This is a genomic window from Pseudomonas sp. DL (assembly GCF_047199225.1).
In the GTDB taxonomy this organism is placed as follows: domain Bacteria; phylum Pseudomonadota; class Gammaproteobacteria; order Pseudomonadales; family Pseudomonadaceae; genus Pseudomonas; species Pseudomonas aeruginosa.
In genome coordinates, this window is sequence record NZ_CP178323.1 from 3,148,861 (window position 1) to 3,172,863 (window position 24,003).

General features: G+C 67.5%; 22 protein-coding genes. 8 read left to right on the forward strand and 14 right to left on the reverse strand.

Going from position 1 to position 24,003, the window contains the following annotated elements:
• Nucleotides 1–606: 606 nt before the first annotated feature.
• The 8 genes from ACI766_RS14595 to ACI766_RS14630 form a co-directional block, all read right to left on the reverse strand.
• Nucleotides 607–2,190, reverse strand: a complete 1,584-nt coding sequence (locus ACI766_RS14595) for an aldehyde dehydrogenase (NADP(+)) (protein WP_023116127.1) — start codon at nt 2,188–2,190, stop codon at nt 607–609.
• Nucleotides 2,191–2,318: 128 nt separating this feature from the next.
• Nucleotides 2,319–3,314, reverse strand: a complete 996-nt coding sequence (gene araD1 / locus ACI766_RS14600; protein ID WP_003123447.1) for an AraD1 family protein — start codon at nt 3,312–3,314, stop codon at nt 2,319–2,321.
• 27 nt (nt 3,315–3,341) lie between these two features.
• Nucleotides 3,342–4,517, reverse strand: a complete 1,176-nt coding sequence (locus ACI766_RS14605) for an L-lyxonate dehydratase (RefSeq protein WP_003113703.1) — start codon at nt 4,515–4,517, stop codon at nt 3,342–3,344.
• A gap of 30 nt (nt 4,518–4,547) precedes the next feature.
• Entirely contained in the window at nt 4,548–5,870 is a 1,323-nt protein-coding gene (locus ACI766_RS14610; protein WP_003113702.1) for an MFS transporter, read from the reverse strand.
• 185 nt (nt 5,871–6,055) lie between these two features.
• The gene (locus ACI766_RS14615; protein ID WP_023084281.1) at nt 6,056–7,306 is read right to left on the reverse strand and encodes an OprD family porin; all 1,251 of its coding nucleotides are present in this window, start codon (nt 7,304–7,306) and stop codon (nt 6,056–6,058) included.
• A 172-nt stretch (nt 7,307–7,478) separates the two neighbouring features.
• The gene (locus tag ACI766_RS14620; RefSeq protein ID WP_003123450.1) at nt 7,479–8,492 is read right to left on the reverse strand and encodes a 4-hydroxythreonine-4-phosphate dehydrogenase PdxA; all 1,014 of its coding nucleotides are present in this window, start codon (nt 8,490–8,492) and stop codon (nt 7,479–7,481) included.
• Entirely contained in the window at nt 8,489–9,448 is a 960-nt protein-coding gene (locus tag ACI766_RS14625) for an amidohydrolase family protein (protein WP_003113699.1), read from the reverse strand. Before ACI766_RS14625 ends, ACI766_RS14620 begins: the two co-directional genes overlap by 4 nt.
• Entirely contained in the window at nt 9,441–10,766 is a 1,326-nt protein-coding gene (locus ACI766_RS14630) for an MFS transporter (RefSeq protein WP_003111001.1), read from the reverse strand. The genes ACI766_RS14625 and ACI766_RS14630 overlap by 8 nt, the downstream gene beginning before the upstream one ends.
• A gap of 266 nt (nt 10,767–11,032) precedes the next feature.
• Here ACI766_RS14630 and ACI766_RS14635 point away from each other — a divergent pair, with 266 nt between their 5' ends.
• The 8 genes from ACI766_RS14635 to ACI766_RS14670 all read left to right on the forward strand — a co-directional run bounded on the left by ACI766_RS14635 (nt 11,033) and on the right by ACI766_RS14670 (nt 18,281).
• Nucleotides 11,033–12,046: a Bug family tripartite tricarboxylate transporter substrate binding protein gene (locus tag ACI766_RS14635; protein ID WP_017001613.1), complete on the forward strand. Its 1,014-nt coding sequence runs from the start codon at nt 11,033–11,035 to the stop codon at nt 12,044–12,046.
• Nucleotides 12,047–12,073: 27 nt separating this feature from the next.
• Nucleotides 12,074–12,604, forward strand: a complete 531-nt coding sequence (locus ACI766_RS14640) for a tripartite tricarboxylate transporter TctB family protein (protein WP_003113696.1) — start codon at nt 12,074–12,076, stop codon at nt 12,602–12,604.
• Complete coding sequence (locus ACI766_RS14645; RefSeq protein ID WP_003089051.1) at nt 12,601–14,121, forward strand: tripartite tricarboxylate transporter permease; 1,521 nt, start codon at nt 12,601–12,603, stop codon at nt 14,119–14,121. Before ACI766_RS14640 ends, ACI766_RS14645 begins: the two co-directional genes overlap by 4 nt.
• 67 nt (nt 14,122–14,188) lie before the next feature.
• Entirely contained in the window at nt 14,189–15,136 is a 948-nt protein-coding gene (locus ACI766_RS14650; protein WP_003089050.1) for a LysR family transcriptional regulator, read from the forward strand.
• 81 nt (nt 15,137–15,217) lie between these two features.
• The gene (locus ACI766_RS14655; RefSeq protein ID WP_003089049.1) at nt 15,218–15,694 is read left to right on the forward strand and encodes a hypothetical protein; all 477 of its coding nucleotides are present in this window, start codon (nt 15,218–15,220) and stop codon (nt 15,692–15,694) included.
• Nucleotides 15,695–15,992: 298 nt separating this feature from the next.
• Nucleotides 15,993–16,805 (forward strand): ABC transporter substrate-binding protein, encoded by an 813-nt coding sequence (locus ACI766_RS14660; protein WP_003123456.1) that lies wholly within the window; start codon nt 15,993–15,995, stop codon nt 16,803–16,805.
• 80 nt (nt 16,806–16,885) lie between these two features.
• Nucleotides 16,886–17,602 carry an amino acid ABC transporter permease gene (locus ACI766_RS14665; protein ID WP_016851652.1) on the forward strand — a complete coding sequence of 239 codons (717 nt, stop codon included), beginning with the start codon at nt 16,886–16,888 and terminating at the stop codon, nt 17,600–17,602.
• Between the two features lies 1 nt (nt 17,603).
• Nucleotides 17,604–18,281 (forward strand): amino acid ABC transporter permease, encoded by a 678-nt coding sequence (locus ACI766_RS14670; protein WP_034022134.1) that lies wholly within the window; start codon nt 17,604–17,606, stop codon nt 18,279–18,281.
• A 15-nt stretch (nt 18,282–18,296) separates the two neighbouring features.
• Here ACI766_RS14670 and ACI766_RS14675 read toward each other — a convergent pair whose 3' ends face one another.
• The 6 genes from ACI766_RS14675 to ACI766_RS14700 all read right to left on the reverse strand — a co-directional run bounded on the left by ACI766_RS14675 (nt 18,297) and on the right by ACI766_RS14700 (nt 23,963).
• Nucleotides 18,297–19,181: a DUF1911 domain-containing protein gene (locus ACI766_RS14675; protein WP_003113693.1), complete on the reverse strand. Its 885-nt coding sequence runs from the start codon at nt 19,179–19,181 to the stop codon at nt 18,297–18,299.
• A gap of 124 nt (nt 19,182–19,305) precedes the next feature.
• On the reverse strand, nt 19,306–20,901 hold the full coding sequence (locus tag ACI766_RS14680; protein WP_009876395.1) for an EAL domain-containing protein: 1,596 nt from the start codon (nt 20,899–20,901) through the stop codon (nt 19,306–19,308).
• Between the two features lie 87 nt (nt 20,902–20,988).
• The gene (locus ACI766_RS14685) at nt 20,989–21,864 is read right to left on the reverse strand and encodes an NAD(P)-dependent oxidoreductase (RefSeq protein WP_003113691.1); all 876 of its coding nucleotides are present in this window, start codon (nt 21,862–21,864) and stop codon (nt 20,989–20,991) included.
• A 5-nt stretch (nt 21,865–21,869) separates the two neighbouring features.
• On the reverse strand, nt 21,870–22,214 hold the full coding sequence (locus ACI766_RS14690) for a putative quinol monooxygenase (protein ID WP_003113690.1): 345 nt from the start codon (nt 22,212–22,214) through the stop codon (nt 21,870–21,872).
• On the reverse strand, nt 22,211–23,248 hold the full coding sequence (locus ACI766_RS14695; RefSeq protein WP_003144252.1) for an NADP-dependent oxidoreductase: 1,038 nt from the start codon (nt 23,246–23,248) through the stop codon (nt 22,211–22,213). Before ACI766_RS14695 ends, ACI766_RS14690 begins: the two co-directional genes overlap by 4 nt.
• 130 nt (nt 23,249–23,378) lie before the next feature.
• The gene (locus tag ACI766_RS14700; protein ID WP_010794159.1) at nt 23,379–23,963 is read right to left on the reverse strand and encodes a TetR/AcrR family transcriptional regulator; all 585 of its coding nucleotides are present in this window, start codon (nt 23,961–23,963) and stop codon (nt 23,379–23,381) included.
• Nucleotides 23,964–24,003: the final 40 nt, after the last annotated feature.

Here is a 24,003-nt window from a genome sequence, read left to right on the forward strand (position 1 = left end):
CGTCGTCCAGCGCGGCGGCCAACCTGTGCCTTGCCCGGCAGGGAATGGGCACGGGGAAACCACCTGTCGGGGGAGGCTGCCGTCGGAAGACGATTCTGTCCGGGGCGTTACAGCGATGGCATGGGTTCGGCCACTCACGCGCATCAGTTGTCCGCTCGGCTCGATCTGGCCAGGCTGGGCCGGACTCGCTATTCATGCCGCTTGGACGATGATCGAGCGCTGGGATCGCATGATGCTTATATAGTTCACATGAGTCAATATTGTCTCATGTGTTTTTCTCCATCGCGCTATACGGAGCCAAGCGGCGATCCTGCCAGGGAGGCATCATGGCATTCGCCACGGAAGGAAGGACCCCCGGAGAGATTGTGGCGCGCCTCCTGTCTCATGCCGATGCAAGTGGCGGTATCGGCCGAGAATCCCTCGACACCGAGAAGCGGCTTTTCCGCGTCCAGGCATGGGACGATAGGAGCACTCGGGTAGCCCTGATCGATACTCGCTTTACAGGCAGGAACACCGGCGGGCCTCTTCCGGGGCTCCTCCAGTGTCCTGCTGCACACCTCTGAGGCTCCGATATCCTCCGAACCTCGTCTTTGCCCGGTTCCTCTTTCAGTCAATCGCCGCCCGCGTCCCAACCCCGTCCACCAACCGCGCAATCCCCAATGGGTTGCCATCCTTCAGCGCTTCCGGCAGCCACGCGTCCGGGTAGTTCTGGTAGCACACCGGGCGCAGGAAACGGTCGATGGCCAGGGTGCCCACCGAGGTGCCGCGGGCGTCCGAAGTGGCCGGGTACGGGCCGCCGTGGACCATCGCGTCGCAGACTTCCACGCCGGTCGGGTAGCCGTTGAGCAGCAGGCGTCCTGCCTTCTGTTCCAGGAGCGGTACCAGGTCGGCGAAGGACGCCAGGTCTTCCCCTTCGGCGATCAGGGTCGCGGTGAGCTGCCCGTGCAGCCCATGCAGCGCGCGCTTCAGTTCGGCGTGGTCGGCGACCTCGACGACCACGCTGGCCGGGCCGAAGACTTCTTCCTGCAGCAACTCGTCGCCCTCCAGCAGCAGGCTGACGTCCGCCTGGAACAGTTGCGGCCGGGCCTGGCGGCCCTCCTGCGGTTGCCCGGCGAGATGGCGGACGCGCGGGTGGGCGTGCAGCGCCGCCAGGCCTTTTTCATAGCTGGCCAGCGTGCCGGCGTTGAGCATGGTCTGCGCCGGCTGGTCGTCCATGCGGGCGGCGAAGCGTTCGAGGAACGCCGAGAATTGCGCAGAGCGGATGCCGATGACCAGCCCGGGATTGGTACAGAACTGGCCGCAGCCGAGCACCACCGAGGCACTCAGTTCGTCGGCCACGGCCTCGCCGCGCTTCTTCAGCGCCGCCGGCAGCAGCACCACCGGGTTGATGCTGCTCATCTCGGCGAACACCGGGATCGGCTGCGCCCGGGCGGCCGCCATGTCGCAGAGGGCGCGGCCGCCCTTCAGCGAACCGGTGAAGCCGACCGCCTGGATCGCGGGGTGGCGTACCAGCCGCTCCCCTACTCCGCCGCCGTAGATCATGTTGAACACGCCCGCCGGCATGCCGGTGCGCTCGGCCGCGCGGAGGATCGCCGCGGCGACCCGTTCGGCGGTGGCCATGTGTCCGCTGTGCGCCTTGAACACCACCGGGCAGCCGGCGGCCAGGGCCGCGGCGGTATCGCCGCCGGCGGTGGAGAACGCCAGGGGGAAGTTGCTCGCGCCGAACACCGCCACCGGGCCGAGGCCGATCCGGCACTGGCGCAGGTCGACGCGTGGCAGCGGCTTGCGTTCGGGCCGGGCGCGGTCGATGCGCGCGCCATGGAAGTCGCCGCGCCGCAGGACTTCGGCGAACAGGCGCAGCTGGCCGCTGGTGCGGTTGCGTTCGCCCTGGATGCGCGTGGCCGGTAGCGCGGTTTCACGGCAGACGATGGCGACGAAATCGTCGTCCAGCGCGTCGAGTTCGGCGGCGATGGTATCGAGGAATTCCGCGCGGCGGCTGGCCGGCAGTTGCCGGTAGTGCGGGTAGGCGCTGGCGGCGGCTTCGGCGGCGGCGTCCACTTCTTCCGGGGTGGCTTGCACGAAGCGGTACGGCAGCGCCTCACCGCTGGCGGCGTCGAGGCTTTGCAGGAAGAGCGTGCCGGCCGCGCTGCGGGCGCCGCCGATGAAGTTGTGTCCGAGGATGGCTGTCATGTCGACCTCATACAGGGGAAGCCCCGCCGGGGATGGCCGGCGGGGTTGGAGCCAAGGCTCCGCAGGAATGAAGGAAACCGTGCCGCGGGTCTCTCGTGGAGCTCCGGCCTATGCACGGCGGTGGGGCTTCAGAGCGCTACCACCCGCCCCGGCGTCAGTGCGGTCTCGACGGCGGCGATGCCATTGCGCAGCGGCGCGCCGAACTCGGCCATGGCGATCTCGAAGACATCCCCCGGAGCAGCCTTGATCCCGTCGGCGAAGGACAGCGTGGCGGTACCGAAGTAATGCACGTGGACGTCGCCCGGACGGAGGAACTGCGCGTACTTGAAATGGTGGTACTCGAGGTTCTCCAGGCTGTGGCACATGTTGTCCTCGCCGGAAAGGAACGCCTGCTGCCAGAGCACTTCGCCGTCGCGCAGGATCCGGCTCTCGCCCTGCAGGTGGCGCGGCAGTTCGCCGACTCGCAGCTCCGGCCCGTAGCAGCAGGCGCGTAGCTTGGAATGCGCCAGGTACAGGTAGTTGCGGCGCTCCATCAGGTGGTCGGAGAACTCGTTGCCCAGGGCGTAGCCGAGCCGGTAAGGCCGGCGGTCATCGCCGATCAGGTAGAGCCCGACCAGCTCCGGTTCCTCGCCGGCGTCCTCGGCGAAGGCCGGTAGCGGGAAGTCCGCGCCGGGGCGCACGACGATGCCGCCGTCGCCCTTGTAGAACCATTCAGGCTGCGCGCCGACCTGGCCCGCCGGTGGCTTGCCGCCCTCCAGGCCCCACCTGAAGATGCGCATGGTGTCGGTCAGCGCGGTCTCGTCGCCCTGGTTCTGCTGGTGCATGCGGTCGCGCGTCGCGGCGCTGCCCAGGTGGGTCAGGCCGGTGCCGCTGACCAGGCAATGGGCCGGGTCGTCATGATCCAGCGGCGGCAGCACCCTTCCCTCCTCCAGCAACCCGGCATAGTCCGGGCCTGGCTCGCTGCCTCGGCGCAGCACCTCGTCTTGCAGGCCGCTGCCCGCGCGAATCGCCGCCAGCCCCAGTTCGCGCGTGCTGCGCACGCCGCGCAGCACCTGTATCCCGGCGCCTTCGACGACGCCGACCCGGCGCTGCCCTGCCCGGTCCTCGAATTGAATCAGCCGCATCTCGGCTCCTCCTGTGGGCTCCGACTATCACTCGATGATGATGAAATCCTTGAGGTGCTCTTCGGATATCTCCAGGCCCAGGCCGGGCTTGTGGTCGTCCAGCTGGATATAGCCGTCGACCGGCTGCGGCTCGCCCTTGAACACGTAGTAGAACAGCTCGTTGCCGACCTCGACGTCGAACACCGGGAAGAACTCGGCCATCGGCGAGGCGGTGCTGGCCATGGTCAGGTGATAGTTGTGCAACTGTCCGGCGTGCGGGATCACCGGCACTGACCAGGCCTCGGCCATGGCGTTGATCTTGCGCGCGGCGGTGATCCCGCCTACGCGGTTGGTGTCGTACTGGATGACGTCCACCGCGCGGCGCTCCAGCAGGTCCTTGAAGCCGTGGCCGGTGAATTCGTGCTCGCCGCCGGAGATCGGCATGATCCCCATCTTCTTCAGCTCGACGTAGCCCTCGATGTCATCGGCGATCACCGGCTCCTCCAGCCAGCGCGGTTCGAACTCGGCGAGCTTCGGCAGCATCCGCCGGGCGTATTCCAGGGTCCAGCCCATGTAGCATTCGAGCATGATGTCGATGTCCGGCCCGGCCAGTTCGCGTAGCGCGCGGACCTGCTCGATGTTCCTGCGCATGCCCGTCGGGCCGTCCTTGGGGCCATAGCCGAAGCGCATCTTCAGCGCGGTGAAGCCCTGGTTCAGGTAGCCCTGGGCCTCTTCGAGGAAGGCGTCGAGGTTGTCGTTGGCGTAGAGCTTCGAGGCGTAGGTCCAGATCTTCTCCTTGGTGCGGCCGCCGAGCAGCTTGAACACCGGCTTGTTCACCGCCTTGCCCATGATGTCCCAGATCGCCAGGTCCACCGCCGAGATGGCTGCCATGCCGATGCCCTTGCGGCCCCAGGCGTGGGTGCGGCGATACATCTTCTGCCAGATGTACTCGTTGTCGAACGGGTCTTCGCCGATGCAGATCGGCGCCAGGTAGAGGTCGACGATTTCCTTCGCCACGCGCGGCGCCAGGGCGCAGTTGCCGATGCCGACGAGGCCGTCGTCGGTCTCGATCTCCACCACCAGCCAGCCGTGGAAGCGGAACGAGCCCATGGCGTCTCCCTTCTCGAACAGGATGTCGCTGGCATTGGTGCAGAAGTGCGCCTGCGGCGGGACGACCTTGCCCTTCCATTCGAAGACGCGGGTACGGACGGATTTGATTTTCATGTCGCAGCTCCTATCGGTGCGTAGTGTGGGTCAGCCGGCCTGCCGCGCTCGCAGCGGGACGGACGACGATCCGGAGGTCTTCAGCCGGGCCAGCAGGCAGGCGCCGAGCAGGCCGACGGCGGCCAGGGCGAACATGCCGGCGCGCGGGTCGGCGAACTGGCTTTCCATGAGGGTCTTGAGGTTCGGCGCGACGAAGCCGCCGAGGTTGCCCAGGGAGTTGATCAGGGCGATGCCGCTGGCCGCGGCTGCACCGCTCAGGTAGCCGGTGGGAAGGGTCCAGAACAGCGGCTGCACCGAGACGAAGCCGGACGCGGCGAAGCAGAAGGCGATCACCGCCAGGCCCAGGTTGCCGGCCAGCGCCGAGGCGGCGATGCCGGCTGCGGCCATGCCCAGCATGGCCACCGCGAGCTGGCGATGCTGGCCGCTGCGGTCGGCCTGGCGGGTCACCAGGCGCGTTACCACCAGGGCGCAGACCCAGGGAATCGCGGTGATCAGGCCGACGTTCAGGCCGACCTGGCCGTCGAGGAAGCTGGCGATGCGGGTCGGCAGGTAGAACACCACGCCGTACACGCTCATCTGGATGGTGAAGTAGACCAGGCAGAACTTCAGCACCTGGCCGCTGCGCAGGGCGCTGAGGAAGCCGTGCGGGCCGCGTGCCTGTTTGCGGGTGTCTTCTTCGGCCAGCTCGCCTTCCAGCGCCCGCTTCTGCTCGTCGCTCAGCCAGCCGGCATCGCGCGGGCGGTCGACCAGGTAGAAGTAGGCGGCAATGCCGACCAGCGAGGCCAGCAGGCCCTCGGTGACGAACAGCCACTGCCAGTTGGCCAGGCCGAAGATGCCGTGGAACTCCAGCAGCCAGCCGGACAGCGGACCGCCCAGCACCAGCGCCAGCGGCAGGCCGAAATAGAACAGGCCGAGCGCCTGGGCACGGCTGCGCTGCGGGAACCAGTAGGTGAGGTAGAGGATGATGCCGGGGAAGAAGCCCGCCTCGGCGACGCCCAGCAGGAAGCGCAGGACATAGAAAGTCATGGCGTCGTCGGCGAACATCATCGCCGCCGAGACCAGGCCCCAGGTGACCATGATCCTGCACAGCCAGACCCTGGCGCCGAGGCGGTGCAGCATCAGGTTGCTGGGTACCTCGAAGCAGGCATAGCCGATGAAGAAGATGCTCGCGCCGAACGCGAAGGCGGCATCGCCGAGGCCGGTGTCGGCTTGCAGGAAGGCCCGCGCGTAACCGACGTTGGCCCGGTCGATGAAAGCCAGTACATACATCAGGACCAGGAAAGGCAGGAGCCGCAGGCGGCTGGTGGCGATCGCCGAGGACAGCAGCCTGGCGTGGTCGTTCATGGCGCTCATGGAGGGCTTCCTTCTTGTTGTTGTTCGACGCGGAGGCGGCATGGCCGCTTGCGTTGGGCCGACTGTAGCCAGGCCGCTCCCGCGCGGATAATCACTTCTGCGCATTCATCGATAACCCCAGGCAATACCTTTTAACCAATCAGCCAATCGCCGGTTATCGGGCAGCAGCGAGAACGGCCCTGCGCTCAGAGCAGCGGCAGGGAATACGAGAGGATCAGGCGGTTCTCGTCGACATCGGCGGCATGGTTGGACCGCAGCATGGCGTTGCGCCAACGCAGGCCGAGGTTCTTCAGCGGGCCGCTCTGGATCACGTAGGCGACGTCCACGTCGCGTTCCCAGGCGCGGCCGTCGTCCATCGCCTTCGTCCGGGCATGGGCGCCGTTGGCGTAGCGGGCCATGGCGGTCAGCCCGGGAATGCCCAGGGCGACGAAGTCGTAGTCGTAGCGCAGTTGCCAGGAGCGCTCGCCGGCGCTGGTGAAGTTGCGCACCTGGATGTCGTTGACCAACGGCGTGCTGGTGCCGGCGATGTAGAGCATCCCGTCGTCGCCGTACATGCGCTGGTAGCCGGCGCCGAGGCTGTGGCCGCCGCGGGTCGCGCTGAAGAAACCGGTCAGCGCGCGATTCTCCAGATCACCGAGCTTCGCGGCACCTTCGTCGCGCGTGTCGAAGAGCCCGACGCTGGCGCCCAGGCGCCAGCCGCCGAAGCTCTGCTTGTGGCTCAAGCTGTAGTAGTCCTGCCGGTAGATGTCTTGCAGTCGCGCCTGCCACAGCCCGACCTGGCTGCGCTCGGCATTGAAGCGGTACTCCGCGCCCAGGTAGTCGAAACGGTCGGAGAACGCCCCGCCGCGCCCATCCACCGAGAGGTCCTGGTGGTCGCTGGAGTTGCGCTGGCTGAGCGAACGCATCTGCCCGCCGTGCAGGGTCAGGCCGGCGATTTCCCTGGAGGTCAGCATGCCGCCCTGGAAGGTCTGTGGCAGCAGGCGGCCGTCGTTGCGCAGGAGGATTGGCAGTTCCGGCAGCAGTTCGCCGAGCTTCAGCTCGGTATTCGACAGCTTCAGCTTCGGCGCCACGCCCAGTCGCGCGTAGTCGTCCGCTGCGCGTCCATCGGCGTGGCGTGGCAGCAGCCCGGAGCCGGCACGATCAGGGCTGCTGTCGAGCTTCAGGCCGAGCTGGCCGATCAGCTCGACGCCGAGGCCCAGGGTGCCCTGGGTATAGCCGGACTTCGCCTGTAGGAGAAAGCCTTGGGCCCACTCCTCCTGTTTCGACTGCGCCGCGCCGGGCTGGCGGAAGTCGCGATTGAAATAGAGATTGCGCAGGCCGAGGCTGACGCTGGCGTCTTCGATAAAGCCCTCGGCGCCGGCGAGCGACGGCAGGCCGGCCAGCAGGACCGGGGCGAGCGAGGCGGATTTCAGCAGGTTCGGAGCGGAACGGGTCATTGTTGTTTTTCCTTTTCCCAGGCCGAAGCGAGCCGTGGAGCGCTGCGGCTCCAGGCGATGTGTCTCTCGTCGAAGGTGCGACGCCTCCTGCCCCGCCGCGACGGTACAGGGAGGCGCCAGGGAGCGCGTTACGAAGGGGCGGCGCTCTGGTTGTCGCGTCGCATGCAGGCGATCAGGCTTTGCGCCTGCCCATCCGGCAGGCGATCTCGAACGCCTGGCGGGTGGCGCCGACGTCGGCCCTTCCCTGCCCGGCGATATCGAAGGCGGTACCGTGGGCCGGCGTAGCGATGGGGATCGGCAGGCCGCCCTGGACGGTCACGCCGCGGGAGAAGCCCATCAGCTTGATCGCGATCTGCCCTTGGTCGTGGTACATGGTCACCACCGCGTCGAAGGCACGGGCGTCACCCTGCACTTTGAGGAAAATGGTGTCGGCGGGATACGGGCCGTCGGCGGCGATCCCCTGTTCGCGCGCCTTCTGCACCGCCGGAGCGATGATGTCCAGCTCCTCGCGGCCGAAGCTGCCGTTGTCGCCGTTGTGCGGGTTCAGTCCGCAGACGCCGATGCGCGGCCGCGCCAGGCCGCTGCGGCGCAGCGCGTCGTCGATCAGGCGGATCGCCTCCCCTACCCGCTCCTGGCTGAGCAGGCCCGGCACCTCGGCCAGGGCTACGTGGGAGGTCACCCGCGAGGTCCAGAGGTCGTCGAGGACGTTGAACTCGCAGAACGGGCCGCCGAACCCCAGGCGCTCGGCGAACCAGTGCAACTCGTCGCTGTGGTCCATGCCGGCCATGTGCAGCGAGGTCTTGTTCAGCGGGCCGAAGAGGATCGCGTCGGTCCTGCCGCTGCGGGTCAGTTCGAGGGCCAGCGCGAGGGTCTCCAGGCTGTAGCGGCCACCGACGGCGCTCGCTTCGCTGCGTGGGAACTCGTCCCCGCCCTGGCTGAGCCAGGGATGCAGCAGTGGCGTGGCGTCGGCGAAATCCAGGGTCTCCAGCGCGTCGATGCGCCGGTAGGGGAATTCGCAGCCGGCGATGCGCATGCCGCGGCGCATTTCCGCTTCGTCGGCGATCAGCACGATGTGCGCCTTCTCGCGCACCTCGGTGTCGGCCAGCAGGCGGGCGATCAGTTCCGGGCCGATGCCGGCCGGATCGCCCAGGACCATGGCCAGTCGCGGTAGGGATGGAGCGTTCATGGGGAAGTCCTCGGGTCGGGCGACGCCTGCTGCAGGCGCACGGTGTCGGGTACGGTGCGGTAGATGCGCCGCGCGTTGCTATGGAAAAGCCGTTCCTGGTCGGCGTACGGCAGGTCGGCGACGATGCGTTTGAAACCGCCATAGATGTCGTCGAACGAGCCGCACAGGCTGTCCACCGGGAAGTTGCTGGCGAACATCGCCCGCTCGACGCCGAACAGGGCGATGCTTTCGCGGACGATCCAGGCGTTGTCCTCGACGCTCCAGCGCCGGCCGGCCTGGCCAATGCCGGAGATCTTCAACGCCACGTTGGGGCATTCGGCGAAGCGCGCCATGGCCCGTTGCCAGGCGGCCAGCCCCTCCTCGCTGCGATCGGACGGCAGGCCGGCGTGGTTGAGCACGATCAGCGTATCGGGGAAGTCGCGCGCCAGGCATGCGGCCTCGGCGAGGTTCCACCAGGGTGTCTGCAGGTCGAAGTGCAGGCCGTGCCGGGCCAGCTCGGCATAGCCGCGACGCCAGCGCTCGTCGCTCATCAGGCTGCGCAGCTCGCCGACCTGTTGCGGGCGTTGCGGACCGCCGGGCTTGTGGCGGACGCTGCGGACCCGTGCGAAGCCCGCCTGCGCCGCCAGCACCTCGGCGGCGTCCGGCGCGTCCAGCCAGGCCTGCGCCACCACCGCGTGGGGCGCGCCATGGCGTTCGGCGAGGTGATGCACGAAGCGGGTTTCGCCGAGCGGATCGCGCGGGTCCCACTCGGTTTCCACGTAGACCGTCTCGACCACCCGGTGTGCGCCGACGTCGCCGAAGTAGTCCGCCGGCAGGTAGCGGCGCTTGATCGCGCTGTAGTCGCCGTAGCGGAACGGAATCTTGGCGTCCTCCGCGAGCCAGGGGTGGTAGTTCGCCTGCGGGTCCCAGAAATGATGATGGGCGTCGACGATCGGCCCGTCGTACAGCTCAGCCATGCTTTGCCTCGGTCTTGTCCAGGGAAATCAGCAGGGTGCCGGCGATGAAGGCTGCCGAGCAGAGGGCGAAGAAGCCCAGCACCGCGGCATATCCGCCCAGGTGTTGCAGCAGCAGCCCGACCAGGATCGGCACGGCGATGCCGCCGAGGCTGCCGGCCATGTTCATCACCCCGCCGACCAGGCCGACCCGGGCCGGAGCGGCGAGCAAGGCCGGAAAGCTCCAGTACAGGCTGCCCCACATCAGGAAGAAGGCGGTCAGCGCCAGCAGGGTCACGGCGGCATAGGCATCTTCCAGGCTCGGCAACAGCAGGAAGGCGACCAGCGCCGCGAGGCCCGAGACCGTCAGCAGGCCCTTGGCCGCCAGGCCGCGGCGCACGCCCTTGCGGATCAGCAGGTCGCAGAGGAAGCCGCCGACCAGGGAACCGACGGCGCCGCAGAGGAAGATGACGAAGGTCGCGGCGCCGATACCCTTGATATCGAAGCCGCGCGCCTGCGCCAGGTAGCTAGGACCCCAGGTCAGCAGGCCGAAGAACACCATGGCCCAACTGGCGCGGCCGAGGACGATACCGACCAGGGAGCGGCCGGCGATGCCCAGTCTTCCGCCGGCCTGGCAGTCCGCTTCGGCGAGCGGGGTGGTGCGGTCGGCGTTGATCCGGTCCAGCTCGGCGGCGTTGACCCCGGGATGCTCGGCCGGGTCGTCGCGCAGGTAGTGCCAGGCCAGCCAGGCCATGGCCAGGGTGGCGATGCCGGCGATGAAGAAGGCGCTGCGCCAGGAGCCGAGCACGGCGATCAGGTAGGCGATGACCAGTCCGCCGAGAGCGACGCCCAGCGGCCCTCCGCAGTCCATCAGCACGGCGCCGCGGCTGCGTTCGCTGGAGCCCAGCCACAGCGAGTTGAGCTTGCCGCCGGAGGGGAACAGCGGCGCTTCCGCCGCGCCCAGGGCGACCCGGGCGAACATCAGCGACAGGCCGCCGCTGGCGAAGGCCGCGAGGGTCTGGAAGGCTCCCCAGAGGCCGGTGGACCAGCCGATCACCCGGCGCGGGCCGTAGCGGTCGATCAGCCAGCCGCCGGGAATCTGCAACAGCGCGTAGGCCCAGAAGAAGCTGCTGAGGATCAGCCCCTGCATGCTCGGCGTGAGCTGGAATTCACCGGCGATGGTGGGCATGGCGATGGACAGCGAGACCCGGTCGACCAGGTTGATCACCGTCAGGGCGAAGACGATGGCGAAGATGCGCCAGCGGACGTTGCTGGGTTTTGCGGCAGTGGCCTTGTCCTGGGCAGGATCAGCCTGGAGCACGGCGGTCTGTGCCTGAGCCATGGGTCGTACCTCTTTTATTGTTGTTCTTGTGCTGCGGAACTGGGTTGGCAGGTCCGGCACGCCCACTATCCGGCTTTCCATCGATAACCGTCTAATCAAAGCTGCTCATACGGCCATTTCCTACGGTTATCGCTCCAGGTATCCGACATCCGCTTCCACTCATAACCCCAGGCTATCGGTGTATGCCTTATTTTGAGTGGACGCTTATCGGTGCGCTTCGCACACTCCGCTCTACCCATAACAACAATGACAACCAGAGGTCCTCCATGCGTACCGCATATGCGCGCTCCGTCCCCTCCTTCCTGGCCGCTTGCGCCCTGCTCTGCTGCACCACCCTGCCCGCCCTGGCGGCTGCCTGGAAACCCGAAGAGAACCTGGAGATCGTCGTCGCCGGCGGTCCCGGTGGCGGCACCGACCAACTCGCCCGCCTGGTCCAGTCGGCGATCAGCCAGAACAAGCTGCTCGACGTCAACACCGTGGTGCTGAACAAGGGCGGCGGCAACGGCGCCGAAGCCTTCCTCGACCTGAAGCTGGCCAAGGGCAACGCGCACAAGCTGGTGATCGGCACCAACAATGTCTACCTGCTGCCGCTGGTGGCCCGGCTGGGCTACCAATGGACCGACCTGACGCCGGTGGCGGCGGTGGCCGAGGACGACTTCATCCTCTGGACCTACCAGGCGGCGCCGTGGGCGGACGCCGCGGCGTTCCTCGCCGATCTGAAGAAGGACGCGACAGGCATGCGCTTCGGCGGCAGCCAGTCGAAGGACGTCGACCAGACTCTAAGCCTGCTGCTCGGCAAGCAGGTCGGCGGCAAGCTGACCTACATCCCCTTCAAGAGCGGCAGCGAGGCGTCCATCCAGTTGGCCGGCAGGCACATCGCCGCCAACCTCAACAACCCGGCGGAAAGCCTCAGCCAGTGGCGCGGCGGCCAGGTCCGGCCGCTCTGCGTGTTCAGCCACGAGCGCATGATCTACACCGCCAAGGTCGCTGCCGAGCAGTCCTGGGCGGACATCCCCACCTGCCACGAGCAGGGCCTGGGCATCGACCAGTACCGCTTCCCGCGCACCGTGTTCCTGCCCGGCGGAGTCAGCGACGAGCAGCGCGCCTTCTACGTCGAGTTGATGCGCAAGGTCAGCCAGACCGCCGAGTTCAGGGACTATGTCGAACGCTCGGCGCTGGCGCCGACCTTCCTCGCAGGCGAGGACCTGGTGAGCTACATCGAGAAGGACCGCCAGCGCGTCATCCCGCTGTTCCAGGAAGCCGGCTGGCTTCGCCAGTAACCCGCGTAGCGCGACCAGGAGACGAACATGTCCAGCTCATCCGATGCGCCGCTGGTCGCCACCCGCTGGGTGGAGATCGGCCTGGCGCTGTTCACCGCCGCGCTCGGCGCGATCGTCATGTACGGCAGCCAGGATATCGGCATCGGCTGGGGCGACAGCGGCCCCGAGGCCGGCTATTTCCCCTTCTACATCGGCCTGCTGCTGAGTGCCGCCAGCCTCGGCAACCTGCTCTTGGCCCTGTGCCGCTGGCGGGCGCTGGGTACCTCGTTCGTCGCCCGCACGGCCTTTCGCCGGGTGCTTGCGGTGTTCCTGCCGATCGCCGCCTACGTGGCGGCCATGCCGTTCGCCGGGATCTACCTCGCCTCCGCGTTGTTCATCGCCTGGTTCATGTGGCGCGACCGTAGCCGCGACAAACCCTACGGCGTGCCGCTGATCGTCACGCTGTCCTGCGGCGCGGCGCTGGCCAGCTACCTGGTCTTCGCCGTCTGGTTCAAGGTCCCGCTGGATGCCGGAATACTGGTCGACCTTGCGGCCTTCGTCGGGAGCGCCAGGCCATGAGCGAATTCGATTCCCTGATGCAGGGCATGAGCCTGGTCCTCAGCGCCCATCACCTCGGCCTGATGGTGATCGGCGTGCTGCTCGGCATCCTGGTCGGCGTGCTGCCGGGCCTCGGTGCGCCGAACGGGGTGGCGCTGCTGCTGCCGCTGACCTTCAGCATGTCGCCGGTGTCGGCGATCATCCTGCTTTCCTGCATGTACTGGGGCGCGTTGTTCGGCGGCTCGATCACCTCGATCCTGTTCAACATCCCCGGCGAGCCGTCGTCGGTGGCCACCACCTTCGACGGCTACCCGATGGCGCGCAACGGCCAGGCTGGCGAAGCGCTGACCGCCGCCTTCACCTCGGCGCTCCTCGGGGCGCTGGTCGGCGTGCTGCTGCTGACCTTCCTGTCCACCCATATCGCTCGCTTCGCCCTGGCGTTCAGCTCGCCCGAGTTCTTCGCCGTCTACCTGCTGGCGTTCTGCACCTTCATCGGCATGAGCCGCAACCCGCCATTGAAGACCCTGGTGGCGATGACCATCGGTTTCGCCATGGCCGCCGTGGGCATGGATACCGTGTCCGGCGACCTGCGCCTGACCTTCGACCAGCCCTGGCTGCTTTCCGGGCTGAGTTTCGAGGTGGCGGTGATCGGCCTGTTCGGCATCGGCGAGATCCTCTGCACGGTGGAGGAAGGACTGGTGTTTCGCGGCGAGCGCGCACGCATCACGCCGATGGTGATCCTGCGTACCTGGGCCAGGCTGCCGCGCTACTGGCTGACCTGGCTGCGCAGCGCGCTGGTCGGCTGCTGGATGGGCGTCACTCCGGGCGGCCCCACCGCCGCCTCGTTCATGAGCTACAGCCTGGCGCGGCGCTTCTCGAAGAACCGCGAGAACTTCGGCAAGGGCGAGGTGGAAGGCGTGATCGCTCCGGAGACAGCCGACCATAGCGCCGGCACCAGCGCCCTGCTGCCGATGCTGACGCTCGGCATCCCCGGCTCGGCGACCGCCGCGGTGATGCTCGGTGGCCTGATGATCTGGGGGCTGCATCCCGGGCCGACGCTGTTCGTCGAACAGCACGACTTCGTCTGGGGCCTGATCGCCAGCATGTACCTGGGCAACGTGGTCAGCCTGATCGTGGTACTGGCGACCGTGCCGCTGTTCGCCTCGATCCTGCGGATTCCGTTCGCCATCGTCGCACCGATCATCGTCATGGTCTGCGCCATCGGGGCCTACTCGGTGCACAACGCCATGCTCGACGTGGTCCTGATGCTGCTGTTCGGCGCGCTCGGCTACCTGTTCAAGAAACTCGGCTACCCCATCGCCCCGCTGGTGCTCGCCGCGGTGCTCGGCGACAAGGCCGAGGACGCGTTCCGCCAGTCGATGCTGTTCTCCGACGGGCAACTCTCGGTGTTCTGGTCCAACCCGCTGGTGGCCAGCCTGACCGGCGCGGCGCTGGCGATGCTGCTCTGGCCGTTGCTGGCGCGGTGCGCCGGGGCGCTGTTCCGGCGTGGCCGGCGGAGTCTCCGGCATGCCGCCTGAGCCTGCGTCTGGCGGCGGGGTGGATTTCTTGTCACCCTGGGTCTCCCCGCCGCCAGCGAGATACGCCATGTCCCGGATTCCCGACGCCAGCATCATCCACAGCCGCCTGCGCCTGCGCCAGTTGCGCCTGATGCTGGCCCTGGAGGAACTCGGCTCGCTGCGCCGCGCCGCCGACGAGATTGGCATGACCCAGCCGGCGGCGACCAAGATGCTCCACGAGGCCGAAGACCTGCTCGGCGTCGAGTTGTTCGAGCGTTTGCCGCGCGGCATGCGCGCGACGCCTTTCGGCGAGACGCTGATCTATTACTCGCGGATGATCTTCGCCGAGCTGTCCGGGATGCGCGAGGAACTGGTCGCGCTGGAATCCGGCAACCTCGGCCGGGTCACCGTCGGAGCGATCCCGGCGCTGGCCTCGAGCCTGCTGACACGCACCATCGCCACCCTGAAGCAGAGTCATCCACGGCTGTCGATGAGCATCCAGGTGGACACCAGCGACGTGCTGGTCCAGGCCCTGCAACAGGACCAGCTGGACGTGGTGCTCGGACGCATCCCCAGCGGCGCGCGCACCGACGACCTGGTGTTCGACAGCCTCGGCGAGGAAGAACTCTGCGTGGTGGTCGGCGCGCAGAACCCGTTGTCGCAGGCACGCAAGCTGGACTGGGGCGAGTTGCAGGAGCTGACCTGGGTGTTGCAGCAGCACCCCAGCCCGATGCGCGGGATCGTCAACCAGGCCTTCCACAATGCGCGCATCGACCTGCCGAGCAGTATCGTCGAGACCACCTCGATCATGACCCTGCTCTCCCTGCTGCAACAGACCGACATGATCGGCATCACTCCACGCTCGGTGATCGAGGACTACCCGGGCAAGCACCTGCTGGCGATCCTGCCGATCCAGCTGGAGCCGCGCCTGCCGCCCTACGGCCTGATCACCCGACGCAACCGGGTCCACTCCTCGGCCATGCAGACCTTCATGGCCAGCGTACATGCCGAACAGGCGCGGCACCTGGCGAAGTGAGCGGCACTAGCACAAATGAGCTAATAGCCGCGAGCCGGCTGGACCTCTAACATCCTGCGGCATTTCAACGGAGTGAATGCCATGCCCTCGATCAAGCCCTTCGGTCTCGCCCTGCTCGTCCTCGGTCTCAGCGCCTGCGCCTCCCTCGGTCAGTCGGGGAATCGCGACAACGAGGTCAAGGTCGCCGCGCAGAAGCTCATCGGCCAGCCCGCCGGCAAGGCCTTCGAACTGTTCGGCAAGCCCGACCAGGGCCTCGGCCCTTCGTCCTACGGTAGCGGCGGCTTCTACGCCTGGAACCGCGTGCGGACCCACATGGGGCCGGACAAGGTCTTCATACAGACCGGCACCGAGTACGTCGGCCAGCGCGAGACCTGGGTCGGCGTCGGTGGCCAGGGGGTCGCCGGCATGGCGCCGGTGAGTAGCGAGGCGGTCTATCGCAAGACCGGCTACTACGAGAACGAGACCATCCTCGACTATTTCTGCAGCATCACCCTGTACACCGACAGCCGGGACATCATCACCAACGCCAGCGTGATCGACTGCCGGGACAGCCGCTGACGGGGCCGCCGGGCCCCGGCCTTCCTTCTCGACGACGAACCCCCGACGCGGAAGCCCTGCGGATCATGGCGTTACGCTATCGTTTTTTATTTCCTTGAATCCTTGTTTTCATACCTCTTATTTCGTCTGGAAATAAGATAGATCGATTCATTCTTTTCTCCCGACCCTTGGCCCCTGCCAAACTCCCTTCGCCACGGGATACCCCCGCGCCGACATGGCGGCATTCCCATCCGGAATGTCCGCCCCACATTGCAAGGCCCTGATCGTCGATCGCGGCCGACAAGGAGCTGGAACTTTCATGAAGAAACTCCCCGCCATCACCGCCCTCGCCCTCGCCCTCGCCCTGATCTCCGGCCTGGCCCAGGCCGACCGCCTGGAGGACATCCGCAAGGCCGGCGTATTGCGCGTCGCGTCCTTCGACAGCAACCCGCCGTTCGGCTTCGTCGACGCCAAGAGCAAGCAGATCGAAGGCCTCGACGTCGACTATGCCAAGGCCCTGGCCGACAAGCTGGGCGTCCGGCTGCAAGTGCTGCCGACCAACCCGGCCAACCGCATCCCGCTGCTGACGGCGAACAAGGTCGACCTGGTCCTGGCCAACTTCACCATCACCCCGGAGCGTGCGCAGCAGGTGGACTTCAGCATCCCCTACTTCTCCTCCGGCCAGCAGTTCATCGTCAAGAAAGGCACCCTGACCTCGCCGGAAGTCCTCAACAAGTGGCGGGTCGGCGTGGACAAGGGCACGGTCAACGAAGGCGTGCTGCGCGAGAAGTTCCCCGGCGCCAAGGTCATCGCCTACGACGACACGCCCTTCGCTTTCACCGCCCTGCGCAACGGCCAGGTCCAGGCCATCACCCAGGACGGTCCGAAGCTGATCGGCCTGCTGGCCAACGTGCCCGACCGCGACAAGTACGAAGTGCCGCCCTTCACCATTTCCAACGACCTGATCGGCGTCGGTATTCCCAAGGGCGAGAAGGCCCTGACCGAGTTCGTCGACAAGAGCCTGCGCGAGCTGGAGCAGGACGGCCAGGCGCAGAAGATCTACGACACCTGGTTCGGTCCGCAGACCAAGACCCCGCTGGCGCGCCTGTACAAGATCGGCGACAAGAGCTGAGCGGCCCGCTTCGCCCGCACGACCCGCGCGCCTCACTTCGCTGAGGCGCGTTTTTCGTTCTACCCGACGGAATCCCGCACATGTTCGGCGAACTTCTCGCCCCGCAGTACCTGCGCTGGTTGCTCGACGGCTTCCTGCTGACCCTCGGTCTTGCCCTGCTCAGTTGCCTGCTCGCCACCCTGATCGGCGCCCCCCTGGCCATCGCCCGGCTGTCGCGCCGGCGCCTGCTGTCCTGGCCGGCGCGCGCCTACCTGGCGCTGTTCCGCAATACCCCGCTGCTGGTGCAGCTGTTCTTCTGGTACTTCGGCGTTCCCGCGCTGCTGCCGGAGGCGCTGGTGAGCTGGCTGAACACGCCGCACGAGACGCCCTTGCTCGACTGGCCGTCCTTCGAGTTCCTCGCCGGTGCCTGGGGGCTGACCCTCTATACCTCGGCTTTCGTCGCCGAGGAGTTCCGCGCCGGCATCGCCTCGGTACGCCCCGAGCAGCGCGCCGCCGGCCTCGCCCTGGGGCTGACCCAGCGCCAGGTATGGCGCGAGGTGGTGCTGCCGCAGGCCCTGCGCACGGCTCTGCCGCCGCTGCTCGGGCAGTACATGAATGCGCTGAAGAACTCCTCGCTGGCGATGGCCATCGGCCTGGCCGAGCTGTCCTACGCTTCGCGCCAGGTGGAAACCGAGACCTTCAAGACCTTCCAGGCCTTCGGTATCGCCACCCTTCTCTACATCGGCGCCATCGCCCTGATCGAAGCTTTCGGCCAGGCGTTGCAGCAGACCCGCCGCTACCGCCAGGGAGGTGCCTGAGATGGATTTCTCGGTCATCTCGGACAACCTGTCCTACCTGCTGCTCGGCGCCTACCCGGACGGCCCGCTCGGCGGAGCGGCGCTGACCCTGCTGCTGGCGTCGCTCTCCGGACTGGCTTCGGCGGTGCTCGGCCTGGTCCTCGGCGTGGCCCTCGCGGTGCTGCCCGGCAAGCCGCGCCTGCTGCTGGTGGCGCTGCTCGGCTTCTTCCGCGCGATCCCGGTGCTGATGCTGATCTTCTGGACCTACTTCCTGCTGCCGATCGTCTTCCATGTCGACGTACCGGCGCTGGCCACCGTGGTCTGCGCGCTGTCGCTGATCGGCGGCGCCTACCTCGCCCACTCGGTGTACGCCGGCATCCACAGCCTCCCCGCCGGGCAGTGGGCGGTCGCCCGCGCGCTCGGACTGCGGCCGTGGCAGGTATTGCGCCTGGTGATCCTGCCGCAGGCGCTGCCGGTGATGCTGCCATCCTTCCTCAACCAGTGGGTGTCGCTGATCAAGGACACTTCCCTGGCCTACGTGATCGGCGTCGGCGAGCTGTCCTTCGTCGCCACCCAGGTGAGCAACCGGGTGATGGTCCACCCGACGGAGATCTTCCTGTTCGTCGCCCTGCTCTACTTCCTGCTCTGCACCAGCCTCGACCTGGCCGCCGCGTTCCTCGCCCGCCGCCGGCGGGCCTGAGCGGCGGCCGGTGGCTCAGGCGTCGCCGCGCGCCCGCGCGTAGTCGACCAGGTCGCCGAGGTAATGCGGCGAGGCGCGCAGGACGCCATCGTCCCAGCCGTAGAGCACGCCCAGCGCCGACACCTCCATGGCCCACCAGCCCCAGGCGTAGGGGCCGGTCAGGCGGCGGGTCTTCTTCTGCGCCTTGGGGGAAAGCTGGAAGAACTCCCGGTACTGGCTTTGCAGGTAAGGCGCCAGCGCCTGGGCGTCGCTGCCGTCCGCCTCTTCGAAGAACGCCCGCAACTGTCCGAACGGCCGTGGATGGAAGGTTTCCTCGCTGGCGGAAGTCAGGCCGAGGGCGGCCGCGCCGAGATAGTCGAGCAGGCGGTCGGTATCGAACTGCAGGACCTCCTCGACCAGCGCCGGGATGAGCTCCTGGGCATCGAGCAGCACGCCCATGGCGAGCAGTTGCAGCGCGAACGGATACTGGCCTGTGCGCGGCGCCAGGGCCGGCGCCGTCTCGAAGTCGACCTCGCCCTGCTCGCGCAGGCTGTCGCGGGCGGCGCCGAGCAGCCGGCTGTAGTCCAGCCACAGCGCGGCGGTCTCCAGGTAGATGGAGCGCAGTTCGGCGCCGGCCAGGCCCCGGTCGATGGCCTTGAGCAGCAGCGTACTGGCGTTTTCCGCGGCCTGGCCCCAGGCCCAGGCGTTTTCCAGGGCTGCGTGCCCTTGCGCGGCGAACGGCTGGCGATAGCCGTGGCTCCGGGAAAACCTGTCGAGCGCGGCGATCAGTTCGCGCCAGTCGGCTTTCCAGTCGGCGAGGTCGATGTTCCTTCGCGGCGCCCGGTCGGTGCGGGCCAGGTTGCGCCATAGCGGCAGGGCTTCGGCGAGTCGGTTGTCCAGGGTGAGGGGGAATGCGTGCATGGCGGCCTGTGGTGATCGCGGCCGTTTCCGGCCGTTCCGTGCGATCCGGAGTGCGGCCGTCCAGGCCGCATCCGGTATGGACGGCCGATGCTAGCGCAGCGTGGTGCCCCGCGGAAGGTCCGTTCTAGCGGCCCGCCGGCTGGTTCCGGTAGTAGTCGAGGAAGGCCTCCAGCGGCAGTGCCTTGCCGAAATGCCAGCCCTGGCCGAGGGCCTCGGGCGAGCGGCGCAGCACGTGGTCGGCCTGGGCCTGTGTCTCGATCCCTTCGACGACCACGCCGATCTCCAGGTGCTCGGCCATCGAGCAGAGCTTGTCGAAGATCAGTTCGACGGCGCTGCTGTCGCCGATGGACTGAGTGAAGACCTTGTCGATCTTGATCGCGTCTACCGGCAGGTTGGCCAGGTAGACCAGGTTCGAATGACCGGTGCCGAAATCGTCCACGTAGATCTTCAGGCCGAGTTCGCGCAGGCGGTTCATCCCGGCCAGCAGGCAGCCCTGGGCCTCGGTGGTGCGCTCGGTCAGTTCCAGCGCGACCTGTTCCGGGCGCACGCTTTCCCTGGCCATCTGGCGCATGGCGAAATCGATGAAACCGGGGTCGGCGATGTCCTTGCCGGTGACGTTGACGCTGACGTAGAAGCTCCGCTGCTCCCTCAGCAACGGCCCGAGCTGCTTCAGGGCGCGGCGGAAGACGAAACGGGTCAGCAGTTCGATGTCGCCGCTCTCCTCCAGGGCGCCGATGAAGACATCCGGGGAAACCCGCCCCAGGCTGCTATCGGTCCAGCGCGCCAGGGCCTCGACCCCGGCGCAGCGGCCGCTGGCCAGGCGCACGATGGGCTGGTAGTGCACCTCCAGGGCCTCGCGCTTCAACGCGCGCAGCAGCCTGGCCGGCAGTTTTTCGTCGTTGAGGAAGCCGAACAGGTAGCTGAGCAGCAGCATGACGCCGAACAACAGCCCGCCGCCGATCGCCGCGGCCATGGCCGCGCGTCCGGGCTCGGTGCCGAGCAGGCCGCGTTCGCGGAGAAGGGAGACCACGCAGATGTCCTGCGTCGGGTCGCACAGGCTTATCTGCCGGGCGCCGATGAAGCGCGGCCAGCCGGGCCGGTCGAGCGCCTCGAGGGGCTGGTCGTCGTCCCAGGCGAAACGGTGGTAGATGTAGTCGCCGCCACTGCTGACGGCCGCCGCCGAGATGCCCGGGTCCGGGTGGTCGACATCGAAATAGGCGTGCGGGGCAATGAATACGACGGCGTTGCCGCGACTGACCAGTCCGGTGGGCAACGCCTGCAACGGCAGGGGCATGCCCTCCGTCCAGAAGCGGGTGCCGGCGGCATCTACCCGGTCGGGCGCGGACAATCCCCAGGGCGCGCGCAGCCGGCCCCGGACGCCCGTGCACATGACCCGGTCGCCGCTGATCCTGCCAACGTCGCTCATGAAGCGCGACTCGAGCACGATGGAACGCAGCATTTCCAGGTCCTGGTCGCTGCAGGCCGGCGCGCTGCCGGCGTTCATCTCGCGGAGCATCTGGTCCGCCGCGGAGGAAATCTCCAGTGCCCGCTCCAGCGCCCTCTCGGTGTACGAGCGCAGGTGCGCGCCGTCGTGCTGGCGATCCAGTTCGTTGATGACGAAGATCCCACAGACACCGCCCACCAGGGTGGTGGTGAGCAGTATCGGCAGGATGCGTCGCCAGTTGATCCGGCCTTCTGCAGCCGTTCCACGCTCGGACATACCTTCTTCCGCCTAATGAATCCATGGAAAGCACGCCAGATTGCCGAACAGCTTCACGGGCCCTGCCGGGCCGTGCGCAGAACCTTTTCAGATTTGTCCCGATCGTGACAACGCTACCTTCGCCAGCGCCGTCCAGTCCGATTCCCCGTCGCCATGGGCGATGGCTTCGAGCAACACGTCGTGCAACAGGCTGGCCAGCGGCAGCGGCACGTTGTGGCGCTTGCCGGCGGACAGCGCCAGGTCGACATCCTTCAACCCGAGGACCAGGCGGAACCTAGCCGGGGTGAAACGCTGCTCGACGATCTGCGGGCCGTAGTTGCGATAGACAGGCGCATCGAAAAGCGTCGAGGACATGAGCTCCATGAACCGGCCGGGCTCGACGCCCAGGCGCTTCACCAGGGCGACGCTTTCGCCCATGCTTTCGATGGCGCTGGCGATCATGAAGTTACCAGAGATCTTCACCGCCATTGCCCCGCGCGGGTCTTTTCCGAAAAACCATGTCTTCTGTCCCATAATTTCCAGCAGCGCCTTGACTTGCTCGATGGCTTCCTCCGGACCGCCGACGACGATGTTCAGCTTGCCGGCCTCGGCCACGTCGGTGCGGCCGAACACCGGCGCGGCGACGAACGCGAGGCCCTGGCGCTGGTGCGCCTGGTCGAGCGCCTCGACGCAATCGAGCGACAGGGTCGACATGCTCAGGTGGATGAGACCCGGCCTCGCCCGTTCGAGCGCGCCGCTGTCGAGCAGCACGCCGCGAATCGCCTGGTCGTCCGCCAGCATGCTGATGACCACGTCGAGGCCGAACAGCTCGCCGACCTCCTCCGCCCTGGCAGCGCCCAGCGCCACCAGGGGCTCGCAGGCCGCCGCGGAACGGTTCCACACCGTCACTTCGAGTCCCGCCTGCACCAGGCGGGTGGCCATGGCGGCGCCCATGCCGCCCAGGCCCAGAAATCCGACTTTCATCCGTTTCACTCCTCATGGGGTCTTGTAGGTTCCGGATCTACCGGAGACAGGCTGGCCGCTGGCAGTTCCTCGAGGAGGAACACCTGGCGGTCCGCCAGGAGATCGGCGACGGCATCGGCCATCGCCCTGTAGTGCGGCATCCGTCGGTGCCGCTCGATGGCGTCGCGGTCGGCCCAGCGCTCGACGAAGACGAAGCGCCCGGCCTCGTCGAGGCTCCGGTGCAGGACATAGGACAGGCAGCCGTCCTCGGCCCGCGACGGCTGCACGCAGGCCAGCAGCAGCCGCTCGACCTCCGCCGCCCTGCCCTCGCGCGCCTGCAACAGCGCTACCACACGGACCGCCTGGTTCATGCGTCGGCTCCGACGCGCACCACCAGCTTGCCGAAATTGCGTCCCTGGAGCAGGCCGAAGAAGGCCTCGGGGGCATTCTCCAGGCCGTCGACCCGCTCTTCGCGGTACTGGATGAGGCCGTCGGCGAACCACTTCGACATGTCGCGCTGGAATTCATCGTAGCGATGGCCGTAGTCGTCGAAGATGATGAAGCCCTGCACCTTGATGCGCTTGCGCAGGATCGTGCCCATCAGCGCCGGCAAGCGGTCCGGCCCGGGTGGCAGCTCGGTGTCGTTGTAGTGGGCGACGATGCCGCAGACCGGGATCCGGGCCTTGGCGTTGAGCAGCGGGAAGACGGCGTCGAAGACCTTGCCGCCGACGTTCTCGTAATAGATGTCGATGCCGTCCGGGCAGGCCTCGGCCAGTCGTTCGGCGAAGTCCGCGGCATGGTGGTCGAGGCAGGCATCGAAGCCGAGCACCTGCACGGCGTGGCGGCATTTTTCCGCACCGCCGGCGACGCCGACCACTCGGCAGCCCTTGAGCTTGCCGATCTGTCCGGCGGTGGCGCCGACCGGCCCGGTGGCGGCGGCCACCACCAGGGTCTCGCCGGCCTGGGGCTTGCCGATGTCGAGCAGACCCATGTAGGCGGTGAAGCCGGGCATGCCGAGCAGGCCCAGGGCGTAGGACGGATGCTCCGGCGACTCGCCCAGGCGCGCCAGGCCGCTGCCGTCGGAAAGCGCGTAGTCCTGCCAGCCGTTGGCCGAGAGTACCCAGTCGCCGACCTTGAACCCGGGATGGTTCGAGGCTTCCACCCGGCTGACCGTGCCGCCGACCATGACCGCGCCGAGCTCCACCGGCGGCGCGTAGGACGGCGCGTCGCTCATCCGTCCGCGCATGTAGGGATCGAGCGACAGGTAGACGGTGCGCAGCAGCACCTGGCCCGCGCCGGGCTCAGGAAGCGGAACCTGCTCGATGCGGAAGTTATCCCGGGTCGGGGCGCCGTGGGGGCGCGAGGCGAGGACGATGCGGCGGTTGACCTGCGTGGATTGGGACATTTCCAGACTCCTCTGTCTGACGAATGTGGCGAACGGCTCATACCGTGCGCCGGGCAAATTAGACCAGTCAACTACTGACGGGTCGAAAAAATACCCGCCTCTCGCGGGGCGGGTATTTCCTGGCGGTACCTCAGATTTCCAGCAGGCTGCGGGTGGTCTGCATGGCTGTCTCCAGCGGTCCCGGGCTGCGGTGCAGCTTGCTCAGCAGGCTCGCGCCGAGCCACAACTGGTACAGCGCGCTGGCCATGTGCCGGGCATCGCAGGGCGCGAGGGAGCCGTCGTCGTGGCCCTGCCCGAGGCAGCCGACCAGGCGTTCGATGATCCCGTCGGAGCCGTCGCGCAGGGTGATGCGCATGCTTTCCGAAAGGTCCGCGACCTCGGCGCTGAGCTTGACCACCAGGCAGCGCTGCTCGTCGCAGGGCGGGCAGGCGTTGTCCAGCCACTTCTGCCAGTAGCTCATCAGTCGTTCGCGGGCATTCAGCCCTGGCGCGGAGAAGCGTTGGTCCATGTCCGCCAGGTAGACGCGGAAGTAGTCCTCCAGCAGGGCCTGGCCGAACTGTTCCTTGGATTTGAAGTAATGGTAGAACGAGCCCTTGGGAACGCCCGCGCTCTGCAGGATTTCGTTGAGGCCGACTCCGGAGAAGCCTTTGACCGCCATGATCCGGTATCCGGTATCGAGCAGATGCTGGCGGGTGTCGTCGTAGCTGGTTTTCATGGGGCGCACGGTAGCTTGAATTAGACCAGTCGTCTAGAAA

Coding starts and splice junctions, on each gene's coding strand:
- ACI766_RS14685 (WP_003113691.1), bottom strand. CDS start 21,864: ATGAAAGTCGGATTTCTGGGCCTGGGCGGCATGGGCGCCGCCATGGCC.
- ACI766_RS14695 (WP_003144252.1), bottom strand. CDS start 23,248: ATGTCCCAATCCACGCAGGTCAACCGCCGCATCGTCCTCGCCTCGCGC.
- ACI766_RS14610 (WP_003113702.1), bottom strand. CDS start 5,870: ATGAGCGCCATGAACGACCACGCCAGGCTGCTGTCCTCGGCGATCGCC.
- ACI766_RS14675 (WP_003113693.1), bottom strand. CDS start 19,181: ATGCACGCATTCCCCCTCACCCTGGACAACCGACTCGCCGAAGCCCTG.
- ACI766_RS14645 (WP_003089051.1), top strand. CDS start 12,601: ATGAGCGAATTCGATTCCCTGATGCAGGGCATGAGCCTGGTCCTCAGC.
- ACI766_RS14680 (WP_009876395.1), bottom strand. CDS start 20,901: ATGTCCGAGCGTGGAACGGCTGCAGAAGGCCGGATCAACTGGCGACGC.
- ACI766_RS14650 (WP_003089050.1), top strand. CDS start 14,189: ATGTCCCGGATTCCCGACGCCAGCATCATCCACAGCCGCCTGCGCCTG.
- ACI766_RS14595 (WP_023116127.1), bottom strand. CDS start 2,190: ATGACAGCCATCCTCGGACACAACTTCATCGGCGGCGCCCGCAGCGCG.
- ACI766_RS14660 (WP_003123456.1), top strand. CDS start 15,993: ATGAAGAAACTCCCCGCCATCACCGCCCTCGCCCTCGCCCTCGCCCTG.
- ACI766_RS14605 (WP_003113703.1), bottom strand. CDS start 4,517: ATGAAAATCAAATCCGTCCGTACCCGCGTCTTCGAATGGAAGGGCAAG.
- ACI766_RS14655 (WP_003089049.1), top strand. CDS start 15,218: ATGCCCTCGATCAAGCCCTTCGGTCTCGCCCTGCTCGTCCTCGGTCTC.
- ACI766_RS14620 (WP_003123450.1), bottom strand. CDS start 8,492: ATGAACGCTCCATCCCTACCGCGACTGGCCATGGTCCTGGGCGATCCG.
- ACI766_RS14625 (WP_003113699.1), bottom strand. CDS start 9,448: ATGGCTGAGCTGTACGACGGGCCGATCGTCGACGCCCATCATCATTTC.
- ACI766_RS14640 (WP_003113696.1), top strand. CDS start 12,074: ATGTCCAGCTCATCCGATGCGCCGCTGGTCGCCACCCGCTGGGTGGAG.
- ACI766_RS14630 (WP_003111001.1), bottom strand. CDS start 10,766: ATGGCTCAGGCACAGACCGCCGTGCTCCAGGCTGATCCTGCCCAGGAC.
- ACI766_RS14690 (WP_003113690.1), bottom strand. CDS start 22,214: ATGAACCAGGCGGTCCGTGTGGTAGCGCTGTTGCAGGCGCGCGAGGGC.
- ACI766_RS14615 (WP_023084281.1), bottom strand. CDS start 7,306: ATGACCCGTTCCGCTCCGAACCTGCTGAAATCCGCCTCGCTCGCCCCG.
- ACI766_RS14635 (WP_017001613.1), top strand. CDS start 11,033: ATGCGTACCGCATATGCGCGCTCCGTCCCCTCCTTCCTGGCCGCTTGC.
- ACI766_RS14665 (WP_016851652.1), top strand. CDS start 16,886: ATGTTCGGCGAACTTCTCGCCCCGCAGTACCTGCGCTGGTTGCTCGAC.
- ACI766_RS14700 (WP_010794159.1), bottom strand. CDS start 23,963: ATGAAAACCAGCTACGACGACACCCGCCAGCATCTGCTCGATACCGGA.
- araD1 (WP_003123447.1), bottom strand. CDS start 3,314: ATGCGGCTGATTCAATTCGAGGACCGGGCAGGGCAGCGCCGGGTCGGC.
- ACI766_RS14670 (WP_034022134.1), top strand. CDS start 17,604: ATGGATTTCTCGGTCATCTCGGACAACCTGTCCTACCTGCTGCTCGGC.